This window comes from Nocardioides sp. Root190 (genome assembly GCF_001428565.1).
Lineage (GTDB): Bacteria > Actinomycetota > Actinomycetes > Propionibacteriales > Nocardioidaceae > Nocardioides.
Window position 1 is genome coordinate 430,769 of the sequence record NZ_LMIA01000008.1, and the last position, 20,874, is coordinate 451,642.

The 20,874-nt window shown below is 70.8% G+C and carries 17 protein-coding genes; 10 read left to right on the forward strand and 7 right to left on the reverse strand.

Annotated elements, in window-relative coordinates; translation table 11 throughout:
* Window positions 1–45: 45 nt before the first annotated feature.
* From ASE01_RS08495 to ASE01_RS08510, 4 genes are read left to right on the forward strand one after another with little or no spacing between them, the layout of a single operon-like run.
* Window positions 46–1,596, forward strand: a complete 1,551-nt coding sequence (locus ASE01_RS08495; protein WP_056749734.1) for a flavin-containing monooxygenase — start codon at window positions 46–48, stop codon at window positions 1,594–1,596.
* A complete protein-coding gene (locus ASE01_RS08500; protein ID WP_056749735.1) occupies window positions 1,593–2,429 on the forward strand; it encodes an SDR family NAD(P)-dependent oxidoreductase in 837 nt (278 codons plus the stop codon). The genes ASE01_RS08495 and ASE01_RS08500 overlap by 4 nt, the downstream gene beginning before the upstream one ends.
* 8 nt (window positions 2,430–2,437) lie before the next feature.
* The gene (locus tag ASE01_RS08505; protein WP_235535919.1) at window positions 2,438–3,547 is read left to right on the forward strand and encodes an FUSC family protein; all 1,110 of its coding nucleotides are present in this window, start codon (window positions 2,438–2,440) and stop codon (window positions 3,545–3,547) included.
* A gap of 43 nt (window positions 3,548–3,590) precedes the next feature.
* The gene (locus ASE01_RS08510; protein WP_056750158.1) at window positions 3,591–4,031 is read left to right on the forward strand and encodes an SRPBCC family protein; all 441 of its coding nucleotides are present in this window, start codon (window positions 3,591–3,593) and stop codon (window positions 4,029–4,031) included.
* A gap of 134 nt (window positions 4,032–4,165) precedes the next feature.
* Here the strand turns inward: ASE01_RS08510 and ASE01_RS08515 are convergent, their stop codons facing one another.
* The 4 genes from ASE01_RS08515 to rocD are packed head-to-tail and all read right to left on the reverse strand — an operon-like array spanning window position 4,166 to window position 9,247.
* The gene (locus tag ASE01_RS08515) at window positions 4,166–5,377 is read right to left on the reverse strand and encodes a VOC family protein (RefSeq protein ID WP_056749736.1); all 1,212 of its coding nucleotides are present in this window, start codon (window positions 5,375–5,377) and stop codon (window positions 4,166–4,168) included.
* Entirely contained in the window at window positions 5,374–6,891 is a 1,518-nt protein-coding gene (locus ASE01_RS08520; RefSeq protein ID WP_056749737.1) for an aldehyde dehydrogenase family protein, read from the reverse strand. Before ASE01_RS08520 ends, ASE01_RS08515 begins: the two co-directional genes overlap by 4 nt.
* Window positions 6,891–8,015 carry a saccharopine dehydrogenase C-terminal domain-containing protein gene (locus ASE01_RS08525; protein WP_235535920.1) on the reverse strand — a complete coding sequence of 375 codons (1,125 nt, stop codon included), beginning with the start codon at window positions 8,013–8,015 and terminating at the stop codon, window positions 6,891–6,893. Before ASE01_RS08525 ends, ASE01_RS08520 begins: the two co-directional genes overlap by 1 nt.
* The gene (gene rocD, locus ASE01_RS08530; RefSeq protein ID WP_056750163.1) at window positions 8,012–9,247 is read right to left on the reverse strand and encodes an ornithine--oxo-acid transaminase; all 1,236 of its coding nucleotides are present in this window, start codon (window positions 9,245–9,247) and stop codon (window positions 8,012–8,014) included. Before rocD ends, ASE01_RS08525 begins: the two co-directional genes overlap by 4 nt.
* 71 nt (window positions 9,248–9,318) lie before the next feature.
* Here rocD and hrpA point away from each other — a divergent pair, with 71 nt between their 5' ends.
* From hrpA to ASE01_RS08545, 3 genes are all read left to right on the forward strand, one after another.
* Window positions 9,319–13,254, forward strand: a complete 3,936-nt coding sequence (gene hrpA / locus ASE01_RS08535; RefSeq protein ID WP_268788666.1) for an ATP-dependent RNA helicase HrpA — start codon at window positions 9,319–9,321, stop codon at window positions 13,252–13,254.
* A gap of 53 nt (window positions 13,255–13,307) precedes the next feature.
* Complete coding sequence (locus tag ASE01_RS08540; RefSeq protein WP_056749739.1) at window positions 13,308–13,901, forward strand: hypothetical protein; 594 nt, start codon at window positions 13,308–13,310, stop codon at window positions 13,899–13,901.
* Window positions 13,902–14,097: 196 nt separating this feature from the next.
* The gene (locus ASE01_RS08545; RefSeq protein WP_056749740.1) at window positions 14,098–15,537 is read left to right on the forward strand and encodes an extracellular solute-binding protein; all 1,440 of its coding nucleotides are present in this window, start codon (window positions 14,098–14,100) and stop codon (window positions 15,535–15,537) included.
* On the opposite strand, the gene ASE01_RS23965 is transcribed toward ASE01_RS08545, so the two are convergent.
* Together ASE01_RS23965 and ASE01_RS08560 are read right to left on the reverse strand one after the other, a co-directional pair.
* Window positions 15,438–16,820 (reverse strand): ribonuclease D, encoded by a 1,383-nt coding sequence (locus ASE01_RS23965; protein WP_082605914.1) that lies wholly within the window; start codon window positions 16,818–16,820, stop codon window positions 15,438–15,440. The genes ASE01_RS08545 and ASE01_RS23965 overlap by 100 nt on opposite strands.
* Complete coding sequence (locus ASE01_RS08560) at window positions 16,820–17,434, reverse strand: DUF3000 domain-containing protein (RefSeq protein WP_056749743.1); 615 nt, start codon at window positions 17,432–17,434, stop codon at window positions 16,820–16,822. Before ASE01_RS08560 ends, ASE01_RS23965 begins: the two co-directional genes overlap by 1 nt.
* Before the next feature lie 69 nt (window positions 17,435–17,503).
* Here ASE01_RS08560 and hemE point away from each other — a divergent pair, with 69 nt between their 5' ends.
* From hemE to ASE01_RS08575, 3 genes are all read left to right on the forward strand, one after another.
* Window positions 17,504–18,562, forward strand: coding sequence for a uroporphyrinogen decarboxylase (gene hemE / locus ASE01_RS08565; protein ID WP_056749744.1), 1,059 nt, complete (start codon window positions 17,504–17,506; stop codon window positions 18,560–18,562).
* A gap of 88 nt (window positions 18,563–18,650) precedes the next feature.
* On the forward strand, window positions 18,651–18,908 hold the full coding sequence (locus ASE01_RS08570) for a hypothetical protein (protein WP_056749745.1): 258 nt from the start codon (window positions 18,651–18,653) through the stop codon (window positions 18,906–18,908).
* 142 nt (window positions 18,909–19,050) lie between these two features.
* Entirely contained in the window at window positions 19,051–20,349 is a 1,299-nt protein-coding gene (locus ASE01_RS08575; protein ID WP_056749746.1) for an HNH endonuclease signature motif containing protein, read from the forward strand.
* 51 nt (window positions 20,350–20,400) lie between these two features.
* Here ASE01_RS08575 and ASE01_RS08580 read toward each other — a convergent pair whose 3' ends face one another.
* A complete protein-coding gene (locus ASE01_RS08580) occupies window positions 20,401–20,733 on the reverse strand; it encodes a hypothetical protein (RefSeq protein WP_056749747.1) in 333 nt (110 codons plus the stop codon).
* Window positions 20,734–20,874 lie beyond the last annotated feature (141 nt).

Below are 20,874 nucleotides of genomic sequence, written 5' to 3' on the forward strand. Positions count from 1 at the left end.
ACAGTCTATTGACATATGTTCAATAGCGCCAATAGCGTCCTTCCCATGACCGCTACTCCGAGTCGCACCAACGTCGACCACCTCATCGTGGGTGCCGGCTTCGCCGGTCTCGCGGCCGCCATCAAGCTCGACGAGGCGGCCGAGCGGGACTTCGTGGTCATCGAGAAGGACAGCGACGTCGGTGGCACCTGGCACATCAACACCTACCCGGGTGCCGAGTGCGACGTACCCAGCCAGCTCTACTCCTTCTCGTTCGCGCTCAACCCGGACTGGTCGCGCGTCTACTCGCCGCAGCAGGAGATCTGGGAGTACACCCGCAAGGTCGCCGAGCGCTCCGGCACCTTGGACCGCTTTGTGTTCAACACCGCCGTCCTCGACGCGCAGTGGGACGAGCAGGCCCAGCGCTGGAACGTGCGGACCGAAGGGCCCGACGGGGTCCGGGAGTACGCCGCGCGCACCGTCATCTCCGGCTCCGGCGGACTCTCCGAGCCGCGCCTGCCCGAGGTCGAGGGCATCGACGACTTCCGGGGGGAGATCTTCCACTCGGCCCGCTGGAACCACGATGTCGACCTGACCGGCAAGCGCGTCGCGGTGATCGGCACGGGCGCCTCCGCCGTCCAGCTCGTGCCCGAGCTGCAGAAGGTCGTCGGCCACATGGACGTCTACCAGCGCACGCCCAACTGGATCATCCCGCGCAACGAGCGCTCCTTCACCTCCTTCGAGAAGGCCGTCTTCAAGAAGGTCCCGGGCGCCCAGCGCGCACTCCGGTCCGTGGTCTACGGCGCCCTCGAGGCGCGGGTCCCGGCGTTCGCCCGGTTCCCCCAGGCGATGCGGGCCGTCGACCTGCAGGGCCGGCGCAACATCGCCAAGGGCATCACGGATCCCGAGCTGCGCAAGAAGGTCACGCCGAGCTACCGCGCCGGCTGCAAGCGGATCCTGATCTCCAACAAGTGGTACCCCGCACTCGATGCGGACAACGTCGACCTCGTCACCGACCCGATCGTGCGGATCACCGAGAACGCCATCGTCACCGCCGACGGTGTCGAGCGGCCGATCGACGTCCTGGTCGTCGCGACCGGCTTCTACGTCACCGAGCCCCCGATCGCCCAGCACATCACCGGTCGTGAGGGCCGCACGCTGGCCGACGTCTGGGACGAGGGCGGCATGGCGGCGTACAAGGGAACGACGATCCACGGCTTCCCGAACCTCTTCCAGATCGTCGGTCCGAACACCGCGCTCGGCCACTCGAGCATGATCTTCATCATCGAGTCCCAGGTGCGCTACGTCGTCGAGGCGGCCCGCGCCATGCGCCGAGAGGGCCTGGCCGTCGTCGAGCCGACCCGTGCCGCGCAGGACGCCTGGACCGCGGACATCCGCCGCAAGATGAAGCCGACCGTGTGGCAGACCGGCGGCTGCGCGAGCTGGTACCTCGACAAGTTCGGCAACAACACGACCCTCTGGCCGGGGCAGACGTTCACGCTCCGCCAGCACCTCAGCTCGTTCGACCTCGACAAGTACGACGTCGAGGCAGTCACGCCCCAGCACTCAGCCCCCGCCCTGCAGCCTCCCCAGTCGAAGAAGAAGGTCACGTCGTGAAGAACCTCAACAACAAGGTCGTCGTCATCACCGGAGCGGGCTCCGGCATCGGCCGCGCGCTCGCGGTGAACCTCGCCGGCAAGGGCGCCCGGCTGGCCCTGTCCGACGTCAGCGAGACCGGCCTCGGCGAGACCGTCGAGCTGGCAGTCAAGGCGGGATCACCCGATGTGCACACGGCGCGGCTCGACGTCGCGGACAAGGCTGCCTTCTCGGCGTACGCCGTCGAGGTCGCCGAGCACTTCGGCCAGGTCAACGTCGTGATCAACAACGCCGGCGTCGCCCTGGCCGGTGACGCGGTCGACCTGACCTACGAGGACATGGAGTGGATCGTCGGCATCAACTTCTGGGGTGTCGTCTACGGCACCAAGGAGTTCCTGCCGCACCTGATCGCCTCCGGTGACGGCCACGTCGTCAACCTCTCCTCGCTGTTCGGCCTGCTCGCGATGCCCGGCCAGAGTGCCTACAACGCGACGAAGTTCGCGGTGCGCGGCTTCACCGAGGCCGTGCGGGAGGAGATGCTCATCGCCGGTCACCGGGTGGGCGTCACCTCGGTGCACCCCGGTGGGATCAAGACCGCGATCGCGCGCAGCGCCCGGGTCTCCGACAAGGAGGACCAGGCCGCGACCGCGAAGCTGTTCGACGAGAAGCTCGCCAAGATGACGCCCGAGCGCGCCGCCGAGATCATCGTCAAGGGCATCCAGAAGAACCAGGCGCGGGTCCTCGTCGGCCTCGACGCGCACGCGCTGCACAACTTCCAGAAGTTCACCGGATCGCGCTATGAGGACATCATCGCGCTCGTGTCGAAGAAGGTGCTGCCCGCCAAGGTGGTGTGATTGCTCCTGTGGACGCAACCTTCGACCGGCTCCTGGACCGCATGTGGACCAGGAGTCGGTTGTCGTTGCGGGGCCGGCTCGACCGGCTGCGCGCCAAGGGCTGGGTCGTGCTGCAGTGTGCGGTGGCCGCCGGCGTGGCCTGGTGGGTCGCCGCCGACCTGTTCGACCACGACACCCCGTTCTTCGCGCCGATCGCCGCGGTCGTCTCGCTCGGCACCTCCTACGGCCAGCGGCTGCGCCGGGTCGCCGAGGTCACGGTCGGTGTCGCGATCGGTGTCTTCGTCGCCGACGTCCTGGTCGCGAGCATGGGTTCGGGGGCCTGGCAGCTCGCCCTGATCGTGCTCCTGGCGATGTCGACCGCGATCCTGCTCGATGCCGGGATCCTCTTCGTCACCCAGGCCGCCGTGCAGTCGATCGTCGTCGCTGCGCTGGTGCCGGGCGCCAACGGCGCCTTCCTGCGCTGGACCGACGCCCTGATCGGCGGAGGCGTCGCCCTGGTGGCGGCGATGGTCGTGCCGGCCGCACCGCTGCGCCGCCCGCGCGAGCAGGCCGCCGCCGTCGCCCGCAAGATCGCCGAGCTGCTGCGCGCCGCCTCGGACGTGATGGTGGATGGGGAGGTCACCCCGGCCCTCGAGCTGCTGGCCGACGCCCGCGCCACGGACCGGATGATCCGGGAGCTCCAGGCGGCGGCCTCGGAGGGCATGTCGGTGGTGAGCTCCTCGCCCTTCCGGGGGCGGCACCGCGAGCCACTGCGCCGGATGGTCGAGCTCGTCGACCCGCTCGACCGGGCGCTTCGCAGCACGCGTGTGCTGGTGCGTCAGACGTCGATCGCTGCCTACCGTCGTCGACCGGTCCCGTCGTCGTACACGATGCTGGCGGCGGACCTGGCCGACGCCGCCGACGCCGTCGCCGACGAGCTCTCCGCCAACCGCCTGGCCGTCGAGGCCCGTGATGCCGTGCTCGCCGTCGGCGTGGCCACCGGGCAGGTCGAGCGCACCGAGGTGCTCACGGCCGAGGCGATCCTCGCGCAGCTGCGTGCGATCGTGGCCGACCTGCTGATGGTGACGGGCATGGGCCAGCTCGAGGCGACCGACGCGATCCCGCCGCCGCCGCGATGAGTGGTGTGGCCATCTGTCAACGCTTGATGACAGAATGCCGTCCATGAGCAACGTGGTGGAGCAGTACGTCGAGATCGACGCGCCGATCAGCAAGGTCTTCGCCTATGTCGACGACTTCTCGACGACCAAGGACTGGATGTACGGCCTGTCGAAGATCGACCCCGTCACCGACCAGCTGCGCGGTGTCGGAGCGGAGTACGACGGCGTGATGAAGGTCGGCGTCGCGCTCAAGTCGCGCATCCACTGCACCGGCTGGGAGCAGGACCGGCTGATCGAGATGACCTCGGTCAAGGGCATCAAGAACACCCAGCGCTGGACCTTCACCGATCTCGGCGAGGAGCGCACCCGGGTCGACGCCTGGATCGAGTACACCCTCCCGGGCGGCCCCGCCGGCAAGGCCATCGAGAAGGCGGTCCAGCCCGTCGTGGAGATCGCCATCCGTCACACCAAGGCCTCGCTCGCCAGGAACATCGAAGCGCTCTGAGGTTGCGCGAAGTGCGTGGTCTTCTCCTGCGAAGTGCGCCGTTTTCTCCTTCGAGGTGCGTCTGTTGTGGAGCAGGGCGCTCACCTCGAGGGAGAAAACCACGCACTTCGGCGGAGAGAACAGCGCACTTCGTGTCACACCTGGGCGGCGTAGAGGGCGTACGGGTCGTGGAGGGTGCGACCGAGGGCGGCCTGCAGCCAGGTGGCGTCGCGGGCGGCTGCGCGCTGGGCCGCGTCCACCGAGCCGTCCGAGGTGAGGTTGGAGGCGAAGATGCCGGCGGCTGACGTCGGCAGGAAGTCCTCGTAGACGATCGGCTGGAGCAGGCCGGCGTCGTCGCGGCGGTAGTGGGCGAGCCCGGCGTCGTGCAGGCCCTGCTCGGTGTCGGGGAAGGCGTCGATGCCCCGGGCGTCGTACAGGGAGCGGCCGGCGGGGGTGAGGGCGACGCCTCGCGCCTCGACCTCCCCGAAGCGCACGCTGAGCTCGCCGCGCACGATCGTCCCGTCGGGTTCGCGGAAGGTGCGTGGCTCGGCGAGGGCGCGGAAGGACGTCTGGCGCAGCAGGACGGCAGGCCTGGAGGTCCGCGGCGGTCCCTGGATCCGGTCGATCATCTCGATGCCGAGGGCGGTCATGCGGCGGTAGAGGTCGTCGATGTCGAGCACCCGCGGGGTCAGGTGGTTGATGTGGGTGGAAGCCACCCCGCCGATGTCGGCGGCGACCGAGGAGATCGACTCGAGGTGGTCGTACCAGGCGCGGTCGACCGGCTCGGGGGAGAGGGCGAAGGAGGCGGTGGCGAGCTCGAGGAACCTCTCGGCGTCGTACGACGACAGCCCGCCCGCCTTCTCCGCGAGATCGGCGAGGTCGAGCAGCTCGTCGGGGAACAGTCGGCGGGAGCCGAGGAACTCCTCGAGCTGGGACTGCGTCCGGGCGTCGAAGAACCGGCGGTCGTCGACCACCAGCATCGAGGTGAAGACCCGGAACGGGTTGGCGGCGAGCTCGGCCCCCTCGATCGGGCGGAACGCGGTCGACACCACCGGGATCGGCGGCGTCGCCTCGCGCAGGTCGTAGAAGCCGACGGGGAACATCCCGCACGCCCCGAAGATCCGGCCCACCTGGGCGATCTCCTCGGGGGTGCCGACCCGGATCGCCCCGTGGCGCTCGGCCGTGACCCGCGCGACGGACCCGAGGCGCTCGGCCTCGGGACCCATCGCCGCGAGCACGTCGGCGTTCACGGCCTCGGAGACCTCGACCAGGGTGGTGTAGGCCGGGACCTCGGAGCCGTACAGGGCCGAGAGGGACCGGGCGAACCGCGCCCGGAGCTCCGTCGTACCGACCGCCGCTCCGCTCATCCGAACTCGACGCCCTGGGCGAGCGGGAGCTCGGTGGAGTAGTTGATCGTGTTCGTCGAGCGCCGCATGTAGGCCTTCCACGCGTCGGAGCCGGACTCGCGTCCGCCGCCGGTCTCCTTCTCGCCGCCGAAGGCACCGCCGATCTCGGCGCCCGAGGTGCCGATGTTGACGTTGGCGATGCCGCAGTCGGAGCCCACGGCGGACGTGAAGGTCTCGGCCTCGCGCACGTCGAGGGTGAAGATGGCCGACGACAGCCCCTGCGCCACGTCGTTGTGCAGCGCGATCGCCTCGTCGAGCTCGTCGTAGCTCAGCACGTAGAGCAACGGGGCGAAGGTCTCCTGCTTCACGATGTCGGTCTGCGCGGGCATGTCGATGATCGCGGGTACGACGTACTGCCCGCCGTCCACGGCGCCGGACATCGCGTCGGCGCGGACGCCGCCGGTGACCAGGCGGCCGCCGTCGGCCTGGGCCTGCGCGACCGCGGCGAGGAACCCGTCGGTCGCGCCGGCGTCGACCAGCGGACCGACCAGGGTCGACTGCTCGAGCGGCGAGCCGATCGAGAGGGTGCCGTAGGCCTTGGAGAGGCGCTCGACGAGCTCGTCGTGGACCGAGGAGTGCACGATCACCCGGCGCAGCGAGGTGCAGCGCTGGCCGGCCGTGCCGACGGCGGAGAAGACGATGCCGCGCACGGCGAGGTCGAGGTCGGCCGAGGGCGCGATCACGGCGGCGTTGTTGCCGCCGAGCTCGAGCAGGCAGCGGCCGAGCCGGGCGGCGACCCGCGGTGCGACCAGCTTGCCCATCCGGGTGGAGCCGGTTGCGGAGACCAGCGGCACCCGCGGGTCGTCGACGAGCACCTCGCCGACCGCGCTCCCGCCCAGGACCACCTGGGTCAACGCGTGCGGCGCCCCCACTCGGCGAGCAGCCTCGTCGGCCAGGGCCTGGCACGCGAGCGCGGTCAGCAAGGTCTTCTCCGAGGGCTTCCAGATCACGGCGTCGCCCGCGACGAGCGCGAGGGCGGTGTTCCAGGACCAGACGGCCACGGGGAAGTTGAAGGCGGAGATGACACCGATGACACCGAGCGGGTGCCACTGCTCCATCATCCGGTGGCCGGGTCGCTCCGAGGCGATGGTCAGGCCGTGCAGCTGGCGGGACAGGCCGACGGCGAACTCGCAGATGTCGATCATCTCCTGGACCTCGCCGAGGCCCTCGGAGCGAATCTTGCCGGCCTCGATCGAGACGAGCTCACCGAGCAGCTCCTTGTGCTCGCGCAGCAGCTCGCCGAGCTCGCGGACGAGCTGGCCGCGGACGGGCGCGGGCACGGAGCGCCACTCCTCGAACGCGGCGTGGGCGCTGCCGATGGCCGCCGTCACGTGCTCGGGCGAGTGAGCGGTGATGCGGCCCAGCTCGGACCCGTCGACGGGGGAGGAGGCGAGCAGGTCGCCGTCGGCGCTGAACGGGTCGCGGGCGCCGAGCTCGGCGAGGATCTGTCGGGTGCGGGTGGGGAGGTCGGTCATCAGGCGATCTTTCCGTAGTCGGCGAAACGGCGACCTGCGTGCGTGGCGTGCAGGTCCTCCAGAGCGATGTCCTCCTGGCGTACGAACCCCTCGGCCGGCAGCTTGCCGGACGCGACGAGCTCGACGACCGCCACGGCCGAGGACGCGGTCGTCCACGAGATGGCGCGCCAGCTGCGGTCGTGGCCCTCGCCGTCGGGCAGGGTGATGGGCAGGTAGCCGCGGACGTGGTTCTCGCGGAACGGCTGGCCGTCCTTCACGCCCTCGACGGCCGCGTGGAGGTAGACGATGTCGTCGTTGACCGGGGGCTTGGCCTTGACCAGGATCCGGCCGACCTCCTCGCGGCACTCGCGCAGGCCGAGCTCGTCGAACAGGAAGTGCATCTGGTCGAAGTGGCCGGGGTAGCGCAGGGTCTTGTAGTCGAGACGCTGGACGCGGCCCTCGTAGGTCTGGCACATCGTGCCCAGGCCGCCGGAGGTGAGCGCGGCCTCGAGCTCGATGCCGCCGATGACGACGCGCTCCTTCTCCTCCATGGCGGGCACCATCTGGCGGCGACCGGAGCGGAGCACCTCGCAGTCGTTGAGGTACTCGTTGACGACGCCCTCGGCCGACCAGTTGAACGCGTAGCCGAGCAGGCCGGTGGGGTTCTGTGGCAGTGCGCCGACCTTGAGCTCGATGGAGCGGATCTCCTCGAACCCCTTGGCCAGCGAGGCGCCGACGATGCCGATCAGCCCGGGAGCCAGGCCGCACTGGGGCACGAACGCCACGCCGGGCGTCGCGGACGCGAGCTCGATCACGCGCTGGGTGGTCGGGACGTCCTCGGTGAGGTCGAAGTAGTGGCAGCCCACGGCCGCGGCCGCCTCGGCGACCTCGATGTTGCGGTCGTACGGCAGGCAGGAGACGACGGCGTCGACGCCGCGCAGTGCCTCGCGGAGCGAGTCGCGGTCGGCGACGTCGAGCTCGGCGGTCTCGAAGCGGAGACCGGGGCGGGCCGCGCTGTCGTAGCCACTGACCTTGAAGCCGGCGTCGGTGAGCAGGCCGGCGACGAGCTCGCCCACCTTGCCGAGTCCGATCACGCCGACCTGGTTGATGATGCGCTTCGCGGGTGTGGCGGTGGGTGTGGTCACGAGAGGCTCCCTTCGAGCTGGTCCAGTCCCCAGTTGAGGTCGTCGGCGGAGATGACCAGCGGCGGGGCGAGCCGGATGGTCGAGCCGTGGGTGTCCTTGGCGAGCACGCCGCGTGCCAGCAGGCGTTCGCAGACCTCGCGGCCGGTGCCGAGGGCGGGATCGATGTCGACGCCGGCCCACAGGCCGCGGGAACGGAAGGACACGACACCGTGGCCGACCATGGCCTGCAGTCGCTCGGCGAGCACGTCACCGAGCGCGGCGGCGCGGGCCTGGTGCTCGCCGGAGCGCAACATCGTGACGACCTCGAGCGCGACGGCGCACGCCAGCGGGTTGCCGCCGAACGTGGAGCCGTGCTGGCCCGGGTGCAGCACCCCGAGCACGTCGCTGTCGCCCACGACGGCCGAGACCGGCACCACGCCGCCGCCGAGCGCCTTGCCCAGCACGTAGAGGTCGGGTACGACGCCCGCGTGGTCGCACGCGAACGTCCGTCCCGTGCGGCCGAGGCCGGACTGGATCTCGTCCGCGACGAAGAGCACCCGCTCCCGGCTGCACAGCTCGCGCACACCGGGGAGGTAGTCGGCCGGGGGGATGACGACACCGCCCTCGCCCTGGATCGGCTCGATCAGGACGGCGACCGTGGTGCCGCTGTTGGCGGCGACCGCGGCCTCGAGCGCCGCCAGGTCGCCGTACGGGACGAGGTCGAAGCCGGGGGTGAACGGACCGAAGCCGTTGCGGGCGTCGGGGTCGTCGGAGAAGCCGACGACGGTGGTCGTGCGGCCGTGGAAGTTGCCGCCCGCGACGATGATCCGCGCGGTGTCGGCGGGGACTCCCTTGACGTCGTAGCCCCACTTGCGGGCGATCTTGATCGCCGTCTCGACGGCCTCGGCGCCGGTGTTCATCGGCAGCACCATCTCCTTGCCGCACAGGTCGCCCAGGGCGGCGCAGAAGTCGGCGAAGCGGTCGTGGACGAAGGCGCGGCTGGTCAGGGTGAGCCGGTCGAGCTGCGCGTGCGCGGCCGCGAGCAGTCGCGGGTGCGCGTGGCCGAAGTTGAGCGCGGAGTAGCCCGCCAGGAAGTCGAGGAAGCGGCGCCCGTCCACGTCGGTGAGCCAGACGCCCTCGGCGTCGCTCAGCACGACCGGGAGGGGGTGGTAGTTGTGGGCGGTGCGGGCCTGGGCCCGGGCGACCTCGTCGGCAGTGCGACGCGGTGTGACCCGTGTGCGGTGGTCGGTGATGCTCACGTTCCCCTCCGTCCCCGGCGGATCGCGCCGGAATCGATGTGGTGACAGGAAGATCTGCGGTGGATGTGCAGATTGTCCGACAATCTTCCTCCACTGTAACCCACGCCACACTCGCGACGGAGTTCGGGGGCCGGCCCGTTCGGGCGGGATGGGAGAATGGATCCGCTGTGGACATCACCTACCCGCCCGACCTGCCGGTCAGCGCCCGACGCGACGACATCGCCGCCGCGATCCGTGAGCACCAGGTCGTGATCGTGGCCGGGGAGACCGGGTCCGGGAAGACCACCCAGCTCCCCAAGATCTGTCTCGAGCTCGGTCGGGGCGCTCCCGGTGACGAGTCAGGCAGGGGCCGTCCGCGGATGATCGGCCACACGCAGCCGCGCCGGATCGCCGCCCGCTCGGTCGCCGAACGGATCGCGTCCGAGCTCGACACCGAGCTCGGGGACGTCGTCGGCTACCAGGTCCGCTTCACCGACAAGACCTCGAAGCAGAGCCGGGTCAAGGTGATGACCGATGGCATCCTGCTCGCCGAGCTGCAGCGCGACCGGATGCTGCGCCGCTACGACACGATCATCATCGACGAGGCGCACGAGCGCAGCCTCAACATCGACTTCCTGCTCGGCTACCTCAAGCAGCTGCTGCCGAGGCGCCCCGACCTCAAGCTGGTCATCACCTCCGCGACCATCGACACCGAGCGCTTCGCCCAGCACTTCGACGACGCGCCGGTGATCGAGGTCTCCGGTCGGACCTACCCGGTCGAGGTCCGCTACCGCCCGCTGATGGACGTCCCCGAGGACGACGAGGAGGGCGAGGCGATCGTCCGCGACCAGACCGAGGCGATCGTGGACGCGGTCAAGGAGCTCTCGGCCGAGGGACCCGGCGACATCCTCGTGTTCCTGCCCGGCGAGCGCGAGATCCGCGACACCGCCGAGGCGCTCGCACCCCTGGGGGACGGCATCAGGGGCGTCGACGTACTGCCGCTCTACAGCCGCCTCTCCGCCGCCGACCAGCACAAGGTCTTCGCGCCCGCCTCAGGATCGCGCCGTCGCGTCGTCCTCGCGACCAACGTCGCCGAGACCTCGCTGACGGTGCCGGGCATCCGCTACGTCATCGACTCCGGCGTCGCCCGGATCTCGCGCTACTCCGCGCGCACCAAGGTCCAGCGGCTCCCGATCGAGCCGATCAGCCAGGCATCGGCCAACCAGCGCTCGGGTCGGTGCGGCCGGGTCGCGGCCGGCATCGCCATCAGGTTGTACGCCGAGGAGGACTTCGAGTCCCGGCCGGAGTTCACCGATCCGGAGATCCTGCGCACCAACCTTGCCTCCGTCATCCTCCAGATGACCTCCCTGGGACTGGGCGACATCGCCAGGTTCCCCTTCGTCGAACCGCCGGACCGGCGCAACGTCCAGGCCGGCGTGCAGCTTCTCCAGGAGCTGGGCGCGGTCTCGGGAGGGAGCGCCACGGCGCCCGGTGAGCTGACCAAGGTCGGGCAACGGCTCGCCCGGTTGCCGATCGACCCGCGCCTGGGCCGGATGCTGCTCGAGGCCGAGCGGCTGGCCTGCGTGCGCGACGTCCTCGTCATCGTCGCGGCGCTCTCGCTGCAGGACCCGCGGGAGCGGCCGGGCGTCGACCACCCCAAGGAGCAGGCACAGGCCGACCAGTTCCATGCGCGCCACAAGGCCGAGGGCTCGGACTTCCTCACCCTGCTCAACCTCTGGAACCACCTGCAGGCGCAGCAGAAGGAGCTGTCCGGCAGCGCCTTCCGCCGCATGTGCAAGCGCGAGTTCCTCAACTACCTCCGGGTGCGTGAGTGGCAGGAGTTCGTCGCCCAGCTGCGCCAGGTCACCAAGGAGATGGGGGTCCGGCTGGAGGCGCCCTCGACCACTCCCGATGCCGATGGAATCCACCAGGCGCTCCTGTCCGGCCTGCTGTCCCACATCGGGCTGCTGGAGGAGCGGGAGAAGCCGAAGGCAGGTGCCCGCAAGGACGGCCGCCGTCCCGGACCGCGGGAGTACCTCGGCGCCCGCGGCGCGAAGTTCGCGATCTTCCCCGGCTCCGGGCTGGCCCGGAAGAACCCCGGCTTCATGATGGCGGGCGAGCTGGTCGAGACCGGTCGGCTCTGGGCGCGCCAGAACGCCGAGATCAAGCCCGAATGGGCCGAGCGACTGGGCGATCACCTCGTCAAGCGCAGCCACTCCGAGCCGCACTGGTCACGCAAGCGACAGGCCGTGATGGCCGTCGAGCGGGTCACGTTGTACGGCGTACCGCTCGCCACCGACCGGCCGGTCAACTTCGGTCGGATCGATCCCGAGCTGTCCCGTGAGCTCTTCATCAGGCACGCCCTCGTCTACGGCGAGTGGGACACCAGGCACCACTTCTTCCGCGACAACCGCAAGCTGCTGGCCGAGGTCGAGGAGCTGGAGCACCGCACGCGTCGCCGCGACCTCGTCGTCGACGAGCACACGCTCTTCGACTTCTACGACGCCCGGGTGCCGCAGCACATCGTGAGTGGCGCGCACTTCGACCGCTGGTGGCGCGACGAGCGGCGCCAGCAGCCGGCGTTGCTGACCTTCGACCTGGCGATGCTGACCCACGACACCGCCGACGAGGTGCGCGAGGCCGACTACCCCGAGGAGTGGTCGGTGACGGGCGGGCTGAGCTTCCCGATCAGCTATCACTTCGAGCCGGGCGCCACGGACGACGGCCTCACCATCGACATCCCGGTCTCGACGCTGAACCGGGTCGACGACGACGACTTCTCCTGGATCGTCCCCGGTCTGCGCGAGGAGCTGGTCGTCGAGCTGATCCGCAGCCTGCCCAAGCAGCTGCGGGTCAACTTCGTCCCCGCGCCGAACACCGCCCGCGACTTCCTGGCTGCCGTCCCCGCCGGGCAGGAGGCGCTCCTCACGGCGCTGGAACGGCACCTGCGGGCCACCACGGGCGTCCACGTGCCGCGCGAGGCCTGGGACCTCTCGGCGCTCCCGACGCACCTGACGCCGTCGTACCGCGTCGTCGACGAGGGCGGGAAGGTCCAGGGCCGCGGCAAGTCGCTTGCCGAGCTCAAGGCGCCGCTGCAGCCCCAGTTCGACCGGGCACTCGCCGCCGTCGCGACGGACTCCGGTGTCGCCCGCACCGGCGAGACCACGTGGGTCTTCGACGACATCGCCGAGACCGCCACCTGGACGCGCGCCGGGCACGAGGTCGAGGCCTTCCCCGGACTGGTCGACGAGGGCGCGACGGTCGGCCTCCAGGTCTCCGGATCGGCCGACGAGCGCGACACCCGGCACCGCCTCGGCGTCATCCGGCTGCTGCTCCTCGCGCTGGGCGACGCCCCGACCAAGGGGATCCTCGACTCCCTGTCCAACGTCGACAAGCTCGGCCTGTCCGGGACGCCCTACTCCGGTGTCCCCGCCCTGCTCGCCGACTGCCTGCGCGCGGTGGTCGTTGACGCCGTCGACGCCCGCGAGCCGGTCCGGACCAGGGAGGGGTACGACGCCCTGCTGGCCGCCCTGCGCCCGAGTGTCGCCGCCGACGTCCGTGCGGTGCTCACCGAGCTGTTGCGGGTGCTCGAGGTGTGGCGCGAGGTCGAGCGGCTGCTCAGCGGCCGGACCGAGATGGCCCAGCTCCCCGCGCTCACCGACCTCCAGGCGCAGCTCGGCCGGATGGTCCACGACGGCTTCGTCGGCGAGGCCGGCGCCACCCGGCTGCGCCGTCACCGCACGTGGCTCGCGGCCATGCGCGAGCGTCGTCAGGCGCTGGACACCGGCGGTGCGGCAGCACTCGCCAAGGACCGGCAACGGATGGACCTGGTCCAGCCGATGCAGGAGGCCTGGCTGGCCCGCATCGGCGCCCTGCCGGAGGGTCGCCCGCCGGGCGCCGGCCTGCGGGGGATCCGCTGGATGCTGGAGGAGTACCGCGTCTCGTTGTGGGCCCAGCAGCTCGGCGTCGACGGACCCATCTCCGACGTACGCCTGCGCAAGGCGTTCGACGCACTGGCCTGATGTGGCCTGACGGACTGGCCTGACGGCCTCGCGCAGGGTGACACACTGATCCGGTGCCCGAGCGTCCTCACAAGCCCGTCCCCCGGGAGGCGGCGTTCTTCGACGAGCAGGAGTCCGGGGTCGACCCCGCCCTGCTGACCGAGGCTGCCGAGCGCGCCGCTTCTCTCCTCGTCCGCGGCGCCCACGACAGCGCCGACGCCGATGTCGCCGAACGGTTGGTGCACCTGGCCGAGGTCGAGGGCATCGAGGCCATCGCCCAGGTGTGGTCGCACGCCCCGGCGGACACGCTCGCCGGCTGCCTCTGGCGGCTCTACCTCCTCCGGTCCTGGGTGTACGCCGACCCGGTCGGTGTCGCGCGCCAGTTCGAGGCCGGACGCAGCCATGCCGAGTTCGCCCGGGTGATCGCGGGTGTCGCCGATCCGCCCGGCCCCGACGAGCTGCGCCACATGGTCGACGAGGTGCTGCGCGGGATCGCGGCGAGTGATTTTGCCGACGTCCTGTTCCGCGCCGCGGCGTTCGCCCGGGTCGTGGCGGCGGGTCGCGCGAGCCTGGACGAGGTGCCCGACGCCGACGTACGCCGGATGTTGCTGCTCGCCGAGCAGCTCGAGGCGTCCGGACATGTGGAGTTGGCTCGCGGCTTGGGCTGAGCCGATTACAATGGGGACTCGAGCACGCCGGACCGCGGCAGCCCCGGGTCCCAAAAACAAGCCGCCACGAGCGGCCCTGCGCCGTGAGGCGCTCCCGGTCCGGTGTGCTCGATCTCCCGGTTCCCGGCACCGTGGCCGTGTCTGGGTAGGGTGACGGGGATTCCGCCGCTTGGCGGGGAGAGCGAGGGAGACGCGCGTGGGTCGGTTCGACTGGCGGACGGGCGTTGTCGTCCTCGCCGTGGCACTCAGCGTGCTGATCGGCATGGTCGTCCTGGCCAACGCCAGCAGCGAGGAGAAGAAGGCCGATCCTCCGGGGCCCACGACACCGACGATGACCGAGCTCGACTTCGCCGTCTGGGGCACCAAGGACGAGATCGCTGCCTATCGCGGAGTCGTCGACGACTACAACGCGACGAGCGAGGACACCACCGTCACGGTGTCCTCGTGGCCGACGGCCGCCGCGATGAACGCCGACGTCGCCAGTGGCAAGGCCAAGCCCGACCTCTACCTCCTGCCGCGCTCGGACCTGGCCGAGACGATGGCCGCGAAGCGCAACCGGCCGCTCCTCGACCTGGTCACTGCCCGTGAGATCCCGATCGGTGACGACTTCGCCCGCGAAGCCGTGTCCGCCTTCTCCGTCGACGACGACCTGCAGTGCCTGCCCTACACGGTCTCGCCGATGGTCATCTACTACAACACCGAGCTCGTCGACTTCGAGGCGATGGACGCCGAGGGGCTGCCGACACCGAAGGCCGACCACACGGGCTGGAACTTCGCCGAGTTCCGGGCAGCGGCGGAGTTCGCGAGCCGTCCGCGGCCCAACACCCGTGGCGTGCACATCGACCCGACCCTGCGCGGCCTCGCGCCCTTCATCTACTCCGGCGGCGGGCAGGTCTTCAACGAGGACCACGACCCGACCAGCCTGGCCCTCGGCGAGGACAGCTCGACCGACGCGCTGCGCCAGACCCTGGAGCTGCTGCGCGACCCACGCCTGACACTCACCACCAAGCAGCTGGCCCAGCGCTCGGCGGTCGACTGGTTCAAGCGCGGCCGGCTCGCGATGATCGCCGGGTTCCGGGGACTGACCCCCGAGCTGCGCGGCGTGGAGGGCCTGGACTTCGATGTCATGCCGATGCCGTCGCTCGGGTCGAACCAGACCGTCGGCGACTTCAACGGCATCTGCCTCTCGCCCGGGCGGCCCACCCGCGCGGACGCCTCGGCCAACTTCCTGAGCTACCTCGTCAGCGACGAGGCGGTCGGCCGTCTCGCCGAGACCGGCTACATCCAGCCCGCCAAGCTCACGGTGGCGCTGACCGAGGACTTCATGCAGCCCGACCTCGCGCCGGCGCACGCGGCCGTGTTCACCAACGCGGTCCGGGCCATCGTGCTCGCCCCGCTGATGACCACGGGCGACGAGCTCGCCGCCCTGGTGGCACCGGACATCGAGGCGCTGCTGCTCACCGCGCCGGACCTGACCGACCTCCAGGACGCCCTGCGGGCGATCGACGAGAAGTCGCGGAGCCTGCTCGACCCGGACTACGAGCCGTCGGAGTCGCCCTCGGGCTCGGAGTCGGCGACCTCGGACCCGTCCGGCTCGCCCTCGGACTCAGCGACGGACGACCGCAAGCGCGACTGACGTCGTTCGTCGTCGGCATCGGCGTCGAGGATCGCCCGGGTCAGCGTCGAGGCCGTCAGGCCGACCTGCCAGCTGCGGGCACCGAGGCCACGGAGCTGGTCGATCACGGCCTCGAGCAGCTCGACCGGCTCGCGGGTGCGCGGCGGGGTCCACATGACCCGGCGCAGGAGGTCGGGCGTGAGGAGGTTCTCCAGCGGGACCTCGAGCTCCTCGGCGGTCGCGGAGACACCGCCGCGGGCGAGCTCGAGACGGCGGGCGGCCACGGGGTCCTTGTCGGCCCAGGCGCGCGGTGCCGGGGGACCGTCGCCGTGCGAGACCCGGGTCGGCAGGTCGTCCTCGGACATCTCAGCGGCCTCGCGGATGGCGGTGAGCCAGTCGGCCGAGTGGCGTGAGGCGCCTCGGCCGTGGAAGCCCGGAGTCGACATCAGGGCACCGCGGGAGGTGGGCATCGCCGTCGCCGCCGCGACCAGCGCGGAGTCCGGGATCAGCCGGCCGGGCGTGACGTCACGCTCCTGCGCGATCCGGTCGCGGGTCTCCCACAGGGACCGGACGGCGCCGAGGGTACGACGACCGCGGACCTTGTGCAGCCCCGAGGTGCGCCGCCATGCGTCGACGCGCACGGTCGGGGTGAAGCCCCGCAGGTGGTCGAACTCCTGGCGGGCCCAGTCGGCCTTGCCGGTCTCCTCGAGCTGGGCAGCCAGGATGTTGCGCAGCTCGACCAGCACCTCGACGTCGAGGGCGGCGTACTCCAGCCACGGCTCGGGCAGCGGTCGGGTCGACCAGTCGACGGCCGAGTGCTCCTTCAGGAGCTGGCGATCGAGCAGGACCTCGACGAGCGTGGCCAGGCCCACCCGCGGGTAGTTCAGCAGTCGACCGGCGAGCTCGGTGTCGAACAGCGCCACCGGGCGCAGTCCGACGTCGGACAGGCAGGGCAGGTCCTGGGTCGCGGCGTGCAGGATCCACTCGGCGTTGCCGATGGCCTCGGAGAGCGGCGTGAGGTCGTCGAAGGCGATCGGGTCGATCAGGGCGATCCCGGCACCCTCGCGCTTGACCTGGATCAGGTAGGCGCGGTTGGAATAGCGGTAGCCCGACGCACGCTCGGCGTCGATCGCGACCGGCCCGGAGCCGGCCGCCAGCAGTGTGCAGTAGGCCGCGAGGGCCTCGGGGGTGTCGATCACCGGGGGCAGGCCCTCGGAGAGGGTCAGCAGCTCGACGGGGACGGTCTGCTCCGCGCCCTCCGCCTCAGCCGTGGCCTCCTGGTCCGTGGACGTTGGGTCCGCCATCAGCCGGGGCCGCCTCGCTGGCCCCGCCGGGACGGCATCACGGCCACCCCTTCGGGCACCGGCTCGAGACCGCCGGCCGTGCACATGAACTCGCCCCACGCCTCGGCGTGCGAGGCGAGGTCGGCGACGTCGACGGGTGTCCACGACGCCCGGATCTCGATCTGGGCGTTGCCGGGCTCCTCGGCCATCGAGCCGAAGCTCTCGGTGGCTACCCGGGTCACCGTGCCCGAGGCGGCGACATACTCGGCGCCGTGGCCCTCGAGGGCGTCGGTCAGCCAGAGCCAGCCGACATCGGCGAGCATCGGGTCGGTCGCGATGTCGTTGTCGATCTCCGCGCGGCAGTAGGCGACGCAGCGGAAGGTGCCGTCCCAGGCGTCGTTGCCCGCCGGGTCGTGCAGGACCACGAGCCGGCCCGTGGCGACCTCCTCGTCGTCGACGGTGACGTCGGCCGACAGGGCGGTGGCGTAGGGGGCGATCCGCTGGGGCGCGGGCATCTCCTCGCAGAACACCTCGGGACGGAAGTTCGCGCTGCGCAGGCTGTCGACAGCCGCGGTGAACTCCCGGGGAGTGCCGGCGGCGCCGGATCCGGGGTTCGACTCGTGACGGGCGGCCATGGGCTCACCCTAGGCGCTGCGAGCCGGATCGATGTGCGTCCCACGCCGTCGACCTGAGACCCTGACCCTGTGACCTCCGCAGTGACCTCCGCACTTCACGACAGCGCACTCCTCAAGGCAGCCCGCGGTGAGGCCGTTCCGCACACCCCTGTGTGGTTCATGCGCCAGGCCGGCCGGTCGCTGCCGGAGTACCTCAAGGTGCGTGAGGGCATCGCGATGCTCGACTCGTGCATGGACGCGGAGCTGATCACCGAGATCACCCTGCAGCCCGTGCGCAGGTACGGCGTCGACGCCGCCATCTTCTTCTCCGACATCGTGCTCCCGCTCAAGGCGATCGGTGTCGACCTCGACATCGTCCCCGGCGTGGGCCCCGTCGTCGCCAAGCCGGTCCGCACCCTCGAGGACGTCGCCGCGATCCCGGACCTGACCCCCGAGGCGCTGCCTTTCATCACGGCCGCGGTCCGGTCGCTGACCTCCGAGCTCGCCGGCATCAACGGCGGCACCCCCCTGATCGGGTTCGCGGGCGCGCCGTTCACCGTGGCGTCGTACCTCGTCGAGGGCGGTCCCTCCAAGGAGCACGCCAAGACCAAGGCGTTGATGTTCGGTGCCCCCGATGTCTGGGAGGCGCTGATGGTCAAGATCGCCGACATCGCGGCGGTCTTCCTGGAGACCCAGGTCGCGGCCGGCGCCTCGGCGATCCAGCTGTTCGACTCGTGGGCCGGTGCGCTGACCCCGGACGACTACGTCCGCCACGTCCAGCCGCACTCCGCGCGCGTGCTGGAGCGGGTCGGCTCGCTGGGCGTCCCGCGGATCCACTTCGGGGTCGGCACGACCAACCTGCTCGGGCTCATGGGCGACGCCGGGGCCGACGTCGTCGGTGTCGACTGGCGTACGCCGCTCGATCGCGCGATCCCGATGGTCGGCGACCGCGCCGTCCAGGGCAACCTCGACCCGACGCTCGTCTTCGCGCCGACCGAGGTCATGACCGCCCGCGCGGCCGAGGTCATCGAGGCCGGCCGCGCCGCCAAGGGGCACATCTTCAACCTCGGCCACGGCGTCATCCCCAGCACCGACCCTGACCAGCTCGCGCGGTTGACGGAGTTCGTGCAGTCCTACCCGCTGGACTGACAGCGAGCCGAGAGGCCGACGACAGCGTCGCCCCAGCGAGCCCCCGAACACTCGGGATCATCCAGATCCCGAGTCCTCGGAGGCCCGCATGACCGACCAGCCGCTGCCGCCCACCCACTGGGTCAGCGACCCCACCACCGGTGAGTACGCCGTCCCGGCCGCCCCCGCCCCCAAGCGCCGCCGCGCGAGGGCCGTCGCCGCAGCAGCCACCGCCGCTGTGCTCGCCGGCTTCAGCGGCTACGCCGTCGGCCACGTCACGGCGGACGGTGCTACCGCCGGGGTCGGTCAGGTCGACGATGCGGGCCGGCAGGGCGTTGACGGCGGGGAGCCGCCGGGTGGTGGGTGAGGTGGTCCGCTCGTTGCGTGAGCCCTCGCCGTGGTGTCGGAACGGGCCACTCCTCATCCACGACGGGGCCTGGGGCGGGCGCTGTCCACAGCGCCGTTCGCACGGACCCCTTTGAGTCGGACCCCTCTGGTCCAATACTCGTATGAACCCGCCGGTGCTCGAGGACATGTCCAGGACCGAGGTCCTGGACTACGCCGAGTCCCGCCATGTCGCGAAGCAGCAGGCCGAGCGCGATCTCGTCGCCGCGGCGTTCCAGTGGGCGGTGCTGCACCACCCCGACCGTGCCGCGTCGGTGTCGAAACGGGTCCGCGATCGGGCGATGCCGGCGGGTGCGGTCGGGACACCGCTGGTCACGGAGTACGCCGCCTCAGCGTTCGCAGCCCGCATCCAGACGTCTCCCTACGGGGCGAAGAAGCTCATCGCGGACGCGGTCGACATCCACCACCGCCTCCCCAGACTCGCTGCAGGGTTGAAGGCAGGGACCACTAGGGCCGGACACGCCCGCCGAGTCGCCGAAGCCACCCGGGAACTCACCGAAGCCCAAGCCGCGTGGGTCGATGGTGAGGTCCACGAGATCGCCGACGGCAGGCTCGCGTGGATGAGGTTCCTCGCGGTCCTGGACGGCAAGGTCGCCGCCGCGTCCCCCGAGCTCGCCCAGACCAAGGAACACGCCGCGGCGTTGGAGCGCGGGATCCGGATGACCCGGATCAACAAGCACGGTGTCGCGACCCTGACCATCCGCGACCACATCACGACCCTGATGGCCACCGACATCGCCATCACCGCGGTCGCCAAAGAACTCGAAGCCCGGATGCCTGCGGTTGATCTGCGTGACCGCAAGCTCGCCGCGTTCGCGATGCTGACCAACCCGGACGCACATCTTGACCTCGGTGTCGGACCGATCAAGCCCAAGGTGAGGATCGACCTGCACCTGACCCCCGACTCCGAGATCGTCCGGATGGAGGACCACGGACCCGTCACCATCGCCTGGGCGAGGCAGATGATCGCCCACGTCGCCGGCAAGGTGACTGTCCTGCCGGTGATCAACCTCGCCCACCAGGCACCCGTGGACGCCTACGAGATCCCCGCTGCCATGCGAGAAGCAGTCCACCTGATCCACGGCGGCGACATCTTCCCCTTCGCGGCGAACACCAGTCGTCGGGTCGACCTCGACCACAACCTGCCCTACTCCGAAGGCGGGAAGACCGAAGCCGGGAACCTCGGACCGATGACCCGGACCCACCACCGCATCAAGACACATGCCGGGTGGGAGTGTCGACAGCCCTTCCCCGGGATCCTCGTCTGGCGAGATCCCCACGGGGCCCACTACCTGGTCGATGCGACCGGAACCCGCAAGCTCACGACACCACCCCGTGAGCCATTCCGGCCACGCCCCGACATCTACTTCACCGACGTCGAACTGATCCACGACGCCGCCTGACAGCACCCAGATTCACAGCGCCGATCCGCCCGGATCTGCCGATGAGCGGTCTCACCCAGAGGCGGGCGGCATCGGCCAAACACGTCGTTCGTGGCGCGTCTGCCACTGAGCCAGCGGGTCTCCGGTCAAGGGTTGCGCGATGGTGCTCGCCAACTCGACGAACCGATCCTCTGCGAGTTCCACCACCTCGTCGTTGACCGACAAGATGCCTTCAAACCTGACGAGGCTCTGGGGACGGTCAACGGTCACGTCCACCTCGTTGAAGTTGAGAGTCTCGACGAGGGGCTCCCCATGGGCCAACACAGTGAGCACGATGGTGCAGATCTCGGCAAGGTCCCCGTCACTGAGCACGAGGCCACGCAAGGCGTGCAGACCGTCTTTCACGCCCCCGATCCTATGTGCCGAACTGCACGCTCATGCCGCTGTCGGAGCGGAGCGCCCGACCATGCCGCTGTCGGAGCGGAGCGCCCGACCATGCCGCTGTCGGAGCGGAGCGCCCGACCATGCCGCTGTCGGAGCGGAGCG

What these genes read in the sequence shown, in the direction of transcription:
- ASE01_RS08495 (WP_056749734.1), top strand. Translation starts at nt 46, where the DNA reads ATGACCGCTACTCCGAGTCGCACCAACGTCGACCACCTCATCGTGGGT.
- ASE01_RS08510 (WP_056750158.1), top strand. Translation starts at nt 3,591, where the DNA reads ATGAGCAACGTGGTGGAGCAGTACGTCGAGATCGACGCGCCGATCAGC.
- ASE01_RS08515 (WP_056749736.1), bottom strand. Translation starts at nt 5,377, where the DNA reads ATGAGCGGAGCGGCGGTCGGTACGACGGAGCTCCGGGCGCGGTTCGCC.
- ASE01_RS08520 (WP_056749737.1), bottom strand. Translation starts at nt 6,891, where the DNA reads ATGACCGACCTCCCCACCCGCACCCGACAGATCCTCGCCGAGCTCGGC.
- ASE01_RS23965 (WP_082605914.1), bottom strand. Translation starts at nt 16,820, where the DNA reads ATGGCGGACCCAACGTCCACGGACCAGGAGGCCACGGCTGAGGCGGAG.
- ASE01_RS08560 (WP_056749743.1), bottom strand. Translation starts at nt 17,434, where the DNA reads ATGGCCGCCCGTCACGAGTCGAACCCCGGATCCGGCGCCGCCGGCACT.
- ASE01_RS08570 (WP_056749745.1), top strand. Translation starts at nt 18,651, where the DNA reads ATGACCGACCAGCCGCTGCCGCCCACCCACTGGGTCAGCGACCCCACC.
- ASE01_RS08575 (WP_056749746.1), top strand. Translation starts at nt 19,051, where the DNA reads ATGAACCCGCCGGTGCTCGAGGACATGTCCAGGACCGAGGTCCTGGAC.